The sequence below is a fragment of the Xanthomonas sp. NCPPB 2933 genome, from assembly GCF_056725225.1.
This window is the reverse complement of sequence record NZ_CM161518.1, coordinates 2,855,155-2,867,693: the sequence shown is the minus strand read 5'-3', so window position 1 is coordinate 2,867,693 and position 12,539 is coordinate 2,855,155. Positions and strand designations below refer to the sequence as shown.

10 protein-coding genes are annotated in these 12,539 nt (G+C 64.6%); 5 read left to right on the top strand and 5 right to left on the bottom strand.

The genetic code is table 11. The annotated features are described in order from the left end of the window. Positions 1–73: 73 nt before the first annotated feature. From infA to trxB, 4 genes are all read right to left on the bottom strand, one after another. Positions 74–292: a translation initiation factor IF-1 gene (infA, locus tag AC1PLU_RS11670; protein ID WP_002813418.1), complete on the bottom strand. Its 219-nt coding sequence runs from the start codon at positions 290–292 to the stop codon at positions 74–76. 80 nt (positions 293–372) lie between these two features. Next, a complete protein-coding gene (gene aat / locus AC1PLU_RS11665) occupies positions 373–1,122 on the bottom strand; it encodes a leucyl/phenylalanyl-tRNA--protein transferase (RefSeq protein WP_176340903.1) in 750 nt (249 codons plus the stop codon). A gap of 193 nt (positions 1,123–1,315) precedes the next feature. Next, positions 1,316–2,434, bottom strand: a complete 1,119-nt coding sequence (locus AC1PLU_RS11660) for a GNAT family N-acetyltransferase (RefSeq protein WP_481106309.1) — start codon at positions 2,432–2,434, stop codon at positions 1,316–1,318. A 57-nt stretch (positions 2,435–2,491) separates the two neighbouring features. Further along, a complete protein-coding gene (trxB, locus tag AC1PLU_RS11655; RefSeq protein WP_233380508.1) occupies positions 2,492–3,460 on the bottom strand; it encodes a thioredoxin-disulfide reductase in 969 nt (322 codons plus the stop codon). A 282-nt stretch (positions 3,461–3,742) separates the two neighbouring features. Here trxB and AC1PLU_RS11650 point away from each other — a divergent pair, with 282 nt between their 5' ends. The 5 genes from AC1PLU_RS11650 to crcB all read left to right on the top strand — a co-directional run bounded on the left by AC1PLU_RS11650 (position 3,743) and on the right by crcB (position 11,216). Further along, positions 3,743–6,100 (top strand): DNA translocase FtsK, encoded by a 2,358-nt coding sequence (locus AC1PLU_RS11650; protein WP_006448849.1) that lies wholly within the window; start codon positions 3,743–3,745, stop codon positions 6,098–6,100. A 282-nt stretch (positions 6,101–6,382) separates the two neighbouring features. Then, a complete protein-coding gene (locus tag AC1PLU_RS11645) occupies positions 6,383–8,308 on the top strand; it encodes a DUF3857 domain-containing transglutaminase family protein (RefSeq protein WP_481106308.1) in 1,926 nt (641 codons plus the stop codon). A gap of 64 nt (positions 8,309–8,372) precedes the next feature. Then, a complete protein-coding gene (gene lolA, locus AC1PLU_RS11640) occupies positions 8,373–9,044 on the top strand; it encodes an outer membrane lipoprotein periplasmic chaperone LolA (protein WP_481106307.1) in 672 nt (223 codons plus the stop codon). 159 nt (positions 9,045–9,203) lie between these two features. After that, positions 9,204–10,493 (top strand): replication-associated recombination protein A, encoded by a 1,290-nt coding sequence (locus AC1PLU_RS11635; RefSeq protein WP_255086984.1) that lies wholly within the window; start codon positions 9,204–9,206, stop codon positions 10,491–10,493. 321 nt (positions 10,494–10,814) lie between these two features. After that, entirely contained in the window at positions 10,815–11,216 is a 402-nt protein-coding gene (gene crcB / locus AC1PLU_RS11630) for a fluoride efflux transporter CrcB (RefSeq protein ID WP_176340907.1), read from the top strand. 96 nt (positions 11,217–11,312) lie between these two features. On the opposite strand, the gene AC1PLU_RS11625 is transcribed toward crcB, so the two are convergent. Then, positions 11,313–12,518: an acetyl-CoA C-acyltransferase gene (locus tag AC1PLU_RS11625; RefSeq protein WP_481106306.1), complete on the bottom strand. Its 1,206-nt coding sequence runs from the start codon at positions 12,516–12,518 to the stop codon at positions 11,313–11,315. Positions 12,519–12,539 lie beyond the last annotated feature (21 nt).

Below are 12,539 nucleotides of genomic sequence, written 5' to 3'. Positions count from 1 at the left end.
CGTTTCCGCCACACAAATCGCAGGCACGACAAAAAGCGGCCAATGGCCGCCTTGCGTCTCACACCAGAACCGCTTACTTCATGCGGTAGGTAATACGACCCTTGGTCAGGTCGTAGGGAGTCATCTCAACTTTGACCCGGTCGCCGGTCAGGATGCGGATGTAGTTCTTGCGCATACGGCCGGAGATGTGGGCGATGATTTCATGCCCGTTTTCCAGCTTGACCCGGAACGTGGTGTTGGGGAGCGTCTCGCTGACGCTGCCTTCGAATTCAATGGAGTCGTCTTTCGACATGTAATCCTGTGCAATCACGGCTGGCCCGGGAGGGCCGTAAGGGACAGCATTTTACGCCCCATCTCCCCCCGGTGCAAATTTTATGTTAAGCGGACTTCAGCGAGTGCCCTGGCAGGCCGCTCGCCGTAGCGCTCGGACCAGTTGCCGGGCAGGGCGGGTTGGGCGACCTGTCGCCGCATCTGCTGCAGGAACTGCGCGCGTGGCAGGCGTTGTGCGCCCAGCCGCATCAGATGGGGGTTTTCCACCTGCGCATCGATCAGCGGCCACCCGCAGCCATGCAGATACTCAGCGAGCGCTGCCAGCGCTACCTTCGAGCCGCCGCTTTCGGCGCTGAACATGCTTTCGCCGAAAAACATCTGGCCGATCGCCACGCCGTAGATGCCGCCAATCAAGCGCGCACCATCGAACACTTCCAGCGAGTGCGCGTGGCCCAGGCGGTGCAGCTCGATGTAGGCCTGCTGCATCGGCGTGGTGATCCAGGTGCCGTGCTGGCCTGCGCGCGGTACCGATGCGCAAGCGTCGATCACCTGCGCAAACGCAGTGTCGGCACGCACGGTCCATGTGCTGCTGCGCAGTTCGCGCCGAAAGCGTGAGGACAGATGCACGGCATCGGTGCGAAAGACCGTGCGCGGATCCGGGCTCCACCACAGGATCGGCTGGTCGTCGGAGAACCACGGGAATACGCCGTGTGCATACGCATTGAGCAACCGCTGCGGCGACAGATCGCCGCCGAGTGCGAGCAAGCCGTCCGGCTCGCGCAAGGCGTGTTCGACGGGCGGAAACGGCGCGGCAGGATCGGCGTCAAGCAGGTAGGGGAGGGGGCGCGACATGCGGGGAGTTTAGAGCGTGTTATGCGGTTCGCACTGAGGACGCCTGCCAATCGGCTGCACTCACCTGACGACATCGTCGTGTATTGTCAGCGACTCTCAGCCCGAAGAGCGCAGCGCGCTTTCGCAGCCACCAGGCACGCATGACGACTGCGTCCGTCGCGACGCGTCAGGCATGCGGGTCAACCGCGCGGCATTAATCACGGAATGGGCTGTGCTCGAACAGCTCACGCGCATGCTGGGCGACAGCCTCGCGCTCATCCGCGCACCATTGCGCCAGCGGTTCGCGAAAGGCAGGGTCGGCGATCCAGTGGCGGCTGCGCACCAGCGTCGGCAAAAAGCCACGCGCGATCTTGTGTTGGCCCTGAGCGCCCGGTTCGAACCGGCTCAGGCCTTCGCGCAGGCAGTATTCGATGCCTTGGTAATAGCAGGTTTCGAAGTGCAGCCCCGGTAGCGCTTCGCCGCCCCAGTAGCGTCCGTAGAGCGTGTCGTGGCCGCGCAGGCAGAGCGCGCCGGCAATTGGGTGTCCGTCCAGTTCGGCCAGAAACATCACCAGTTGACGTGGCAGGTGCTGGGCCAGGTGTCGCAGGAATTCCGGCGTCAAGGCCGGCGAGTTGCCGTATTCGTTGAAGGTCTTGAGGTAGAAGCCGTACATCGCGTCCAGATCGGCAGCGCTGGCCTCGTCGCCGTGCACCACACGCAACTGCACGCCGGCGCGCTGCACCTTGGCGCGCTCCTGACGGATGTTCTTGCGCCGCTTGTGATCCATCGCTGCCAGGAAGCTTTCGAAATCGCTCCAGCCGCTGGCGTTATGCCAGTGGTATTGCAGATCGTTGCGCTCCAGCCAGTCGACATCGAACGCGGCGTCTTCGTCGACTGGGTAGAAATTCACGTGGGCCGACGACAAGCCGCTGCGCTCCACCAGTTCACGCATCGCCGCGAGCAGCTGCGGCCGCCATTGCGCAGCGCCAAGCAGGCGCGGGCCGGTCACAGGCGAGTAGGGCACGCCGCACAGCCACTTGGGGAAGTACTCTTGCCCGTAGCGCGCATAGGCGTGCGCCCAGGCATGATCGAACACGAATTCGCCGTGCGAGTTGTTCTTCAAATATCCCGGTGCAGCGGCAACCAGCGTGTCGCCGTCCCACAACGTCAGGTGCAACGGGTTCCAGCCCCAATCCGGGCGTAGGCAGCCCTCGCGTTCGAGACCTTGCAGGAAGGCATAGGACACGAAGGGATGCGTGCCGTCGTGCAGCGCATCCCAGGCGCCGGCCGGAAGCTCGTCCAGCCGGCGGCACCAGCGAGCGGTAACGCTCATGCGTACGGCCCGCGGGGAGCGAGGCTGCCCGCACGGCGCGGCCGGCGGTCAGCCACCTCAGGCGCTCTTGTCGAGATAACGCTCGGCATCCAGCGCGGCCATGCAGCCGAAACCGGCCGAGGTGATGGCCTGGCGGTAGTGCTGGTCGGCCACGTCGCCGGCAGCGAACACGCCGCTGACCGAGGTCTCGGTCGCCGCGCCGTTCAGGCCGGAGCGGATTTCCAGGTAGCCGTTGTTCATCGCCAGCTGGCCGTCGAACAGCTGCGTGTTGGGGTGATGGCCGATGGCGACGAAAAAGCCGTGTGCCACGATCTCGCGGGTGCTGCCGTCGAGGGTGGACTTGACCCGCACGCCCGTGACGCCGGCATCGTTGCCCAGCACTTCGTCGATGGCGTGGTGCCAGACGGTTTCGATCTTGCCCGCGGCAACCTTGGCGAACAGCTTGTCCTGCATGATCTTTTCGGCGCGCAAGGTGTCGCGGCGGTGCACCAGGTAGACCTTGCGGGCGATGTTGGACAGGTACAGCGCTTCTTCGACTGCGGTATTGCCGCCGCCGACCACCACCACGTCCTGGTCCTTGTAGAAGAACCCGTCGCAGGTGGCGCAGGCGGAGACGCCGCGGCCCTTGAAGGCTTCTTCGCTGGGGATGCCCAGGTACTTGGCGGTGGCACCGGTGGCGATCACCAGCGCGTCGCAGGTGTACTCGGCGCCGTCGCCGCTCAGCCGGAACGGGCGCTGCGAGAGATCGGCGGTGTGGATGTGATCGAAGATCACTTCGGTCTCGAAGCGCTCGGCATGCGCCTGCATGCGGCTCATCAGGTCCGGGCCCATCAGGCCATGGGGGTCGCCCGGCCAGTTGTCGACCTCGGTGGTGGTCATCAGCTGGCCGCCCTGCTGCAGGCCGGTGATCACCACTGGCTTGAGGTTGGCGCGCGCGGCATAGACCGCGGCGGTCCAGCCGGCCGGGCCGGAGCCCAGGATCAGCAGGCGGGAATGCTTGGCGGGACTGGCAGATGAGGCGCTCATGTATACTCGCGATCTAGGAAAAGGCAGGGCTGGCGCATGAATTCGCGCCCCTGTGGCGGCATAGAGTGGCGGTCCCCACCCGGTGAATCAAGGCGGCGCGATGGAACTGCATGAACCGCAGATGGCATGGTCCACCCAGTACGCGTAGTCGACGCCGCCTTGTGCGGCGTTTTTCGTTGACTGGCTGGTGCCAAGGCAAGCGGTGAAGTTCAACAGCTGAAACTGTGGCGTCAGTCGTTTATTATCAATCACTAACAGCATATTTCTAAGGTCTGGCTACAGGTGGCAAAGCAGGTTCCCGAACGCAGCAAGCCCGCAGAGGGCAAACCGTCCTCGCGCAAGACGGCGGTGGCGGACAATCCGCGTCGGCAAAAGCTCTGGCGCGATCTGGCATTGATCGCGGTGGCGCCGTTGCTGCTGTATCTGCTGGCCAGCCTGTTCACCTATTCGGCAGCCGATCCGGGCTGGTCGCAGACCGGCAGCGTGGTCGCGCCGGTGCACAACATGGGCGGCCGGGTCGGTGCATGGACGGCCGACGTGCTGCTGCAGCTGTTCGGTTATGTGGCGTTCCTGCTGCCCGTGGTGCTGGGCGCGGTGGCCTGGATCGCCTTGTTCGGCATGGACAAGGAAGGGCAGGCCGAGGCCGATCTGGGGCCGGCCCTGCGCCTGGTCGGCATGGTGGGGTTCCTGATTTCTTCGACCGGCTTCCTGCACCTGCGCCTGTTCACCGGCGATGTGGCCGGGGCCGGCGGCATCCTGGGTCGGTTGGTCAGCAATTCGCTGAGCGCCGGGTTCGGTGCGCTGGGCGCGAACCTGTTCGTGATGGTGTTGTTGCTGGTGTCGATCACGCTGGCCACGGGGTTGTCGTGGTTTGCGCTGATGGAACGTATCGGTAAGGGCGTGTTGGCACTGGGGCCGCTGATGCAGCGCAAGACCCATCAGGCCACCGAGTGGCAGCAGACCCGCGTGATGCGCGAAGAGCGCGAGGAAGTGCGCAAGGTCGATGCGGTCAAGCAGGCCAAGCGTGAGCCGGTCAAGATCGAGCCGCCGCCGGCACCGGTGGTGGAAAAGAGCGAGCGCGCCAAGCGCGACACCCAGATTCCGATGTTCCAGGGCGTGAGCACCGATGGCTCCGATCTGCCGCCGCTTGCCTTGCTGGACGACCCCAAGCCGCAGGCCAAGGGCTATTCGGAAGAGACGCTGGAAACGTTGTCGCGGCAGATCGAGTTCAAGCTCAAGGACTTCCGCATCGAGGCGCAGGTGGTCGGGGCCTATCCGGGTCCGGTGATTACCCGCTTCGAGATCGAGCCGGCGCCGGGTATCAAGGTCAGCCAGATCAGTTCGCTGGACAAGGACATCGCGCGCGGGCTGTCGGTCAAGTCGGTGCGCGTGGTGGACGTGATCCCGGGTAAGTCGGTGGTGGGTCTGGAGATCCCCAACGTCACCCGCGAGATGATCTTCCTGTCCGAACTGTTGCGCTCCAAGGAATACGACAAGTCGCCGAGCCCGTTGACGCTTGCGTTGGGCAAGGACATCGCCGGGCGCCCGACGGTGGCCGATCTGGCGCGCATGCCGCATTTGCTGGTCGCCGGTACCACCGGTTCGGGCAAGTCGGTGGCGGTGAATGCAATGGTGCTGAGCCTGCTGTTCAAGGCCTCGCACAAGGAGCTGCGGATGCTGATGATCGACCCGAAGATGCTCGAACTGAGCGTCTATCAGGGCATCCCGCATCTGCTGGCACCGGTGGTCACCGACATGAAGGAGGCCGCCAACGGCCTGCGTTGGTGCGTGGCCGAGATGGAACGCCGCTACAAGCTGATGAGCGCGGTGGGCGTGCGCAACCTGGCCGGCTTCAACAAGAAGATCAAGGACGCCATCGACGCCGGTCAGCCGATGATGGACCCGCTGTTCAAGCCCAATCCCGAATTGGGTGAGGCGCCGCGGCCGCTGGAGTCGCTGCCGTTCATCGTGATCTTCATCGACGAATTTGCCGACATGATGATGATCGTCGGCAAGAAAGTCGAAGAGCTGATCGCGCGTCTGGCGCAGAAGGCGCGTGCGGCTGGTATCCATCTGATTCTGGCCACGCAGCGGCCGTCGGTGGATGTGATCACCGGCCTGATCAAGGCCAATATTCCAACCCGTGTGGCGTTCCAGGTCAGTTCCAAGATTGACTCGCGCACCATCCTGGATCAGTCCGGGGCCGAGGCGTTGCTGGGCAACGGCGACATGCTGTATCTGCCGCCGGGCACGGCGCTGCCGGACCGTGTGCATGGCGCCTTCGTCAGCGATGAAGAAGTGCATCGTGTGGTCGAGCACCTCAAGGCGAGCGGGCCGGTGTCCTACGTCGAAGGCGTGCTGGACGAAGTGCAGACCATGGGTGACGGCACCGTGGTTGGCGCGACCGGCCTGCCGGAGAGCAGCGGCGGTGGCGGCGACGAATCCGATCCGTTGTACGACGAGGCCTTGCGCATTGTCACCGAAACCCGGCGTGCCTCGATCTCCGGCGTGCAGCGACGCCTGAAGATCGGCTATAACCGCGCCGCGCGTTTGATCGAAGCGATGGAAGCGGCCGGCGTAGTCAGCCAGCCCGAGCACAATGGCGACCGTACCGTGCTGGCACCGCCGCCGCCCAAGTAATCGGCGGCCGGCAACGCGGCGCGTGTCGGCTTACCCGTGGCGCCGCGTTCCGGGCTTAGGGGCGGCTAACAAGCCGTGGCGAGAGGCCGCGTCCCGCAATCGGCGAGGACACCGCACCAGACAGCTTGCTGCCTGGTTTTGTCGGCCGCTCTTATCCGGATTGCGTGCGCGTATCCGCAGACACATGGATGCGGCGATGTTGGAGGCCGGTGCCTGACGCTGCGGCGCACACCGGCTACCCTGTTGAGCAAGGGCCGCTCCGGCCCGTCGTGATCGAGACCCATGCTGCGTCGTCCTGTGTTGCTGCTTCTGCTGCTGATCTCATTGCCGCTGCTGGCTCAGGCCCAGCAGCAGGCCGCGCCTGCCGCCGCTGCGGCACGCATGCAGGCCGACACCAACTACAGTTTCGTGCGCTATCGCGCCGACTACGAAGTACGTGCCGACGCCAGCAGCGTGGAAACCGACGAATACGAGATCCTGCTCAAGACCAAATCGGCAGTGGAGCAGTTCAGCCAGGTGCGGCTGAGCTATAGCGAGAAGATGGAAACCCTGGAGGTGCTGCAGGCCTATACCGTCACCGCCGAAGGACTGCGCCAGGACGTAGCCGCCGACAAGATCTATACCCAGGAAAGCTATTCCAGTGCGGCGGCAGCGATGTACGCCGACCGCAAGGTCAAGGTGGTGGTGTTTCCGAATCTGGCGCCGGGCGCGCGCATCGTCTATCGCGTGCGGCGTGCGCAGAACACCCCGTACTTCCCCGGTTATTTCAGCCTGTGGGAAACCTTCAGCGTGTTTGCGCAATACGACGATGCGGTGGTCACGCTGGTGGCGCCGAAGGCCTTGCCGATGCATTTATCGGTGCGCGGGCTGCAGGGCGGCACCAAGCCGGTGGTGCGCGGCGATCAGGCGCGCTGGGAATGGCGCTACCAGCGTGCCACGCCGATGAAGAACCAGAACTGGAGCGCGGCGACCTGGGAGTTCAGCCCGACCTTGATGGCCAGCACCTTCGACAGCTGGTCGCAGATGGGCCTGGCCTACCACGTCAAAGGCGGCCGCGCTGCTGCGGTGACGCCGGCGATCCAGTCGCTGGCCGACGAGGTGACGCGTGGCATCGACGACCCGCGTGCGCAGGCGGCGGCGTTGTACGCCTGGGTGGCGCGCAATATTCGCTACGTGGCGGTGTACCTGGGCAACGGCGGGCTGGAGCCCAATAGCGCCGACAGCATCCTGGCCAACCACTATGGCGACTGCAAGGATCACACCGTGATCCTGGAAGCCTTGCTGGCCGCCAAGGGCATCGCCAGTACGCCGGTGCTGATCGGCGCTGAGGGTGGGCCGACGTTGCCGCCGATTCCGGTGCTTGGTCGTTTCAACCATGCGATAACCTACATCCCGGCGTTCGATCTCTACGTGGACTCGACCAACCCCTACGCGCGCTTCGGCCAGCTGCCGGCCGGCGATCTCGGCGCGCCGGTGGTGCATACGCTGGACGGCAAAGTCACGCACACCCCGCCCAACGACCGCAAGGTCAACCGCTACGTCGCGCGCACCGAGTATCGCTTCACCCCGCAAGGCGGCCTGCAAGGCATGACCACGCTGAATAGCGGGCAGACCGGCGAGGTGGGCTTGCGCGCGATGTTCGTGCAACTCAACGCGCAGAACCGCAATCGCATCGAGGAATCGATCATTGCCCAGTCCGGCTTCGACGGTACCGGCGATCTGCTGATCCAGGGCGACCCGCTGGATCTGGATGCGCCATTCAATTACCGCTACACGTTCCAGGCCAACGATGCGGTGGATTTTTCGGTGGTCGGCGGCATGACCTTGCCCGATATGCCCGGTGCCGAATCGACACGCGGGATCTATACGACCACCTCGGCCGAAGACAATCTGACTCCGTTCTACTGCAATGACAGCGTGCGCGAAGAAACCTATGTGGTGAGCTTCCCGGCGACGGTGCCGATCATCGCGATCCCGCGCAGCAGCACCTTTCGCAATGCCGCCGGCGAGTACGCGGTCGACTGGACGCGCCAAGGGCAGACGGTGACCGCGGTGCATCGGCTGCAGCGTGCCGCAGTGCGTGGGCCGCAGGCGCTGTGTCAGCCGCAGGATTACCGCGCATTCCGCGAGCTCTACCAGCAGGTGCGGCGCGGCTTTCGCGGGCAGATCGTGTATGGCGACCTGTCCAGGGTGCAGACGGCGCAGTGAGATGGATTGGTTTGTCGCAACCGCGATCCGAGCACGGCGGGCGATAGCGCTCGCCCATTCATCTATGAAGTATCAGAATCCACGCATTCCCTTTTGGAAGACCGCGATGCATCGCCAGCTCCGTTATGCCGTCCTCGCCACCGCCCTGTTCGTCAGCACCGCATTTGCCGGTGCACGTCAGGAGCTGGATACGTTCACGCGCGGCCTCAAAGGGCTGGACGGGCAGTTCAGCCAGCAGGTCTCCGATGCCAATGGCCGGGTCAAGGAAAGCTCGAGTGGGCGGGTGGCATTGTCGGCGCCGCGCCAGTTCCGTTGGGAATACGCCAAGCCCTACAAGCAGCTGATCGTTGCCGACGGCAAGAAGGTGTGGGTGTTCGACCCGGACCTGGAGCAGGTCACCGTGCGCGCGCAGGGCAGCGAAGAACAGAACAGCCCCTTGGTCGCCTTGATCGATCCGGCACGCCTGGACAAGCAATACGACGTCAGCGAAGAGGCCGCGCCGCGTGATGGGCTGCAGTGGTTGTCGCTGACGCCCAAGGTGGATACCGAAGCCAGCTTCCAGATGGCCTCGCTGGGATTCGGCAAGGAGGGTCTGGCCAAGATGGAGGTTGTGGACGCAGTCGGCCAGCGCACCGCGATCAGCTTCAGTGGCTGGAAGCGCAATCCGGCTTTCGCTGCAGACACCTTTCGCTATACGCCTGGCAAGGGTGTGGACGTGGTCGGCGACGCGCAGTAAGCCCTCGTTCGACGCATCCGCACTGACAACGGCCTTCTTCGCAGAAGGCCGTTTGCTTACGCGATACAATGATGCGTGGCACGAACCAAGCTCCCCATCGCTCCCGAAGCCGATCTGCTCAGCGTAGACGGCGAGCATCTGCGCCCGCTGGCCGAGCGCATGCGTCCGCGCACCCTCGATGAGATGGTCGGGCAGAAACGCCTGCTGGCACCCGACAGCGCATTACGACGCGCGGTGGAGTCCGGCCGCGTGCATTCGATGATCCTGTGGGGGCCGCCCGGTTGCGGCAAAACCACCCTGGCGCTGCTGCTGGCGCATTACTCGGATGCCGAATTCAAGGCGATCTCGGCGGTCTTGTCGGGATTGCCGGAAGTGCGCCAGGTATTGGCCGAGGCCGCGCAGCGCTTTGCCAGCGGCCGCCGCACGGTGTTGTTCGTCGATGAGGTGCATCGCTTCAACAAGGCGCAACAGGACGCGTTTTTGCCGCATATCGAGCGCGGCACGATTCTGTTCGTCGGTGCGACCACCGAAAATCCATCTTTCGAATTGAATTCGGCGTTGCTGTCGCGTTGCCGCGTACATGTGCTGGAAGGCGTCTCGCCGCAGGACATCGTCGAGGCCTTGCAGCGTGCGCTGCACGATTCGGAGCGTGGGCTGGGGCAGGAGACCATCCAGGTCAGCGATGCCTCGCTGCTGGAAATCGCCAGCGCCGCCGATGGCGATGTACGCCGCGCACTGACGCTGCTGGAGATCGCTGCGGAACTGGCGACGGGCGAGGGCGGCGAGATCACCCCGCAGACGCTGCTGCAGGTGCTGGCCGACCGCACCCGTCGCTTCGACAAGAACGGCGAGCAGTTCTACGACCAGATCTCGGCGCTGCACAAATCGGTGCGTAGTTCCAATCCCGATGCCGCGCTGTACTGGCTGACCCGCATGCTCGATGGCGGCTGCGACCCGGCGTATCTGGCGCGGCGACTGACCCGCATGGCGATCGAAGATATCGGCCTGGCCGATCCGCGCGCGCAGAGCATGGCGCTGGAAGCCTGGGACATCTACGAGCGCCTGGGCAGCCCGGAAGGCGAGCTGGCGTTCGCGCAATTGGTGCTGTATCTGGCCAGCACCGCCAAGTCCAATGCCGGCTACGCGGCCTTCAATCAGGCCAAGGCCGAAGTGCGCGCCACCGGCACCCAAGAGGTGCCGCTGCATCTGCGCAATGCGCCGACCAAGCTGATGAAGACGCTCGGTTACGGGCAGGACTATCAATACGACCACGATGCCGAAGGCGGCATTGCGCTGGATCAGACCGGCTTCCCCGACGCGATGGGCGAGCGGGTCTTTTACAACCCGGTGCCGCGCGGGCTGGAGATCAAGCTCAAGGAAAAGCTCGATCGTTTGCGCGCGGCGCGCGAACAGGCCAGGGCTGAGAAGGCCCGCAAGCCGGCGGGATAAGTGGTGACAACGCTGGATAGCATCGCGCCCTGGAGCTGCACGCCGCCTGGACTAAAGGGATGTGTTCGCCAACCCTGCCAGCACGGCGTTCTGTGTCCAGCGAGTGTTTCTCGACTTGAAGCCAGCGAGAAAACGAACGCGTGGCAACTGAGCGGACGCGGCCGATGCTCGGTACGGCGTCACCACTCGTACAATCCGGTTTGAGCGCGCCGTCGATGACCTGATGCGAGCTCGCCACGTTTTTGTTCGCAGCTAGCTTTCAGGAATGACAATGCACGACACGCACTTGCACACGCAGCCAATCCATTGCGGAACGCGCGCATGAATGCACCGGTGTGGTGGCAGCAATTGCTGCTGGCGATGACCGGCGGCGCGCTCGGATCGGGCCTGCGCTTTGCCATTGGCGCGTCCTTGCTGCAGCGCTTCGGCACAGGATTTCCATGGGGCACCCTGACCGTGAACCTGGTCGGTTCGTTCGTCGCCGGTGTGCTGCTGGTGTGGCTTGATGCGCGCGGGCCATCGAGCTGGCCGCTGCGGGCCTTGTTGATCGTCGGTGTGATCGGCGGGCTGACCACGTTCTCGTCGTTGATGATGGAATGCCTGGTGTTTGCGCGTACCGATCGCTCCACGATGATCGGCGTGTATCTGGCAATCACGCTGGTGGCCGGCTTGGCCTTGGTGTTTTTGGGTGCACGCACCGGTCAATGGCTGGTGGCGCGCTGAAAGTGAGAGGGCGCGCTTTCGCACACCCTCTCGATCACTGCATATCGATGTAAAGCGAGATCGTGACAAAATCCCGATCGCGCGCCAGGCAGCGGCTTACAGCGCTTCGATAATACCCGCCGCGCCCATGCCGGTGCCGATGCACATGGTGACCATGCCGTACTTCTGCTGCCGGCGACGCAGGCCGTGCACCAGCGTTGCGGCACGGATCGCGCCAGTCGCGCCCAGCGGGTGGCCCAGAGCGATCGCGCCGCCCAGCGGGTTGACCTTGGACGGATCCAGTTCGCTGTCGCGGATCACCGCCAATGCCTGCGCGGCAAAGGCTTCGTTGAGCTCGATCCAGTCGATCTGGTCCTTGGTCAGGCCGGCCTGCTTGAGCGCCTTGGGAATCGCCGCGATCGGGCCGATGCCCATCACTTCCGGACGCACGCCGGCCACCGAGAAGCTGACGAAACGGGCTAGCGGGGTCAGGCCGTAATCCTTGATCGCCTGCTCCGACGCCATCAGCACCGCACCGGCGCCGTCGCTCATCTGCGAGGAGTTGCCGGCGGTGACGCTGCCGCCGAACTGGCCGTTACGGAACACCGGGCGCAGCTTGGCCAGGCCTTCGAGCGAGCTGTCCGGGCGCGGGCCTTCGTCGGTGTCGACTAGCCGCTTGCGCAGCGCGATGACATTGCCTTGCAGGTCGGGCTGGTGCGAGAGGATTTCGTACGGGGTGATCTCGTCGCGGAACTCGCCGGCGGCAATCGCGGCAATCGCCTTCTGATGCGAGGCCAGTGCAAACGCGTCCTGATCCTCGCGCGAGACTTTCCATTCCTCAGCCACTTTCTCGGCGGTGATGCCCATGCCGTAGGCGATGGCGACATGGTCGTCGGCGAACACGTTCGGCGACATGGCGACCTTGTTGCCCATCATCGGCACCATCGACATCGACTCGGTGCCGCCGGCCAGCATCAGGTCGGCGTTGCCCAGACGGATCTGGTCGGCCGCCATCGCCACGGCCTGGATGCCGGACGAACAGAAGCGGTTGATGGTCTGGCCGGCCACGGTGTTGGGCAGGCCGGCCAACAGGACGCCGATGCGCGCCACGTTCATGCCTTGCTCGCCCTCGGGCATGGCACAGCCGATGATGGCGTCGTCGATCCGCGACAGATCGATGCCCGGCGCCTGTGCCACCACCGCGCGCAACACGTGCGCCAGCATGTCGTCGGGACGGGTATTGCGGAACACGCCCTTGGGCGCCTTGCCGACCGGGGTACGGGTCGCGGCGACGATGTAGGCTTCTTGAATCTGCTTGCTCATGGCTATCTCCGATAGCCGGGA

Excerpts from the sequence above, each read along its gene's own strand:
- trxB (WP_233380508.1), bottom strand. The coding sequence starts at position 3,460 with ATGAGCGCCTCATCTGCCAGTCCCGCCAAGCATTCCCGCCTGCTGATC.
- AC1PLU_RS11625 (WP_481106306.1), bottom strand. The coding sequence starts at position 12,518 with ATGAGCAAGCAGATTCAAGAAGCCTACATCGTCGCCGCGACCCGTACC.
- AC1PLU_RS11635 (WP_255086984.1), top strand. The coding sequence starts at position 9,204 with ATGCGTCCGCGCACCCTCGATGAGATGGTCGGGCAGAAACGCCTGCTG.
- AC1PLU_RS11660 (WP_481106309.1), bottom strand. The coding sequence starts at position 2,434 with ATGAGCGTTACCGCTCGCTGGTGCCGCCGGCTGGACGAGCTTCCGGCC.
- infA (WP_002813418.1), bottom strand. The coding sequence starts at position 292 with ATGTCGAAAGACGACTCCATTGAATTCGAAGGCAGCGTCAGCGAGACG.
- aat (WP_176340903.1), bottom strand. The coding sequence starts at position 1,122 with ATGTCGCGCCCCCTCCCCTACCTGCTTGACGCCGATCCTGCCGCGCCG.
- crcB (WP_176340907.1), top strand. The coding sequence starts at position 10,815 with ATGAATGCACCGGTGTGGTGGCAGCAATTGCTGCTGGCGATGACCGGC.
- lolA (WP_481106307.1), top strand. The coding sequence starts at position 8,373 with ATGAAGTATCAGAATCCACGCATTCCCTTTTGGAAGACCGCGATGCAT.
- AC1PLU_RS11645 (WP_481106308.1), top strand. The coding sequence starts at position 6,383 with ATGCTGCGTCGTCCTGTGTTGCTGCTTCTGCTGCTGATCTCATTGCCG.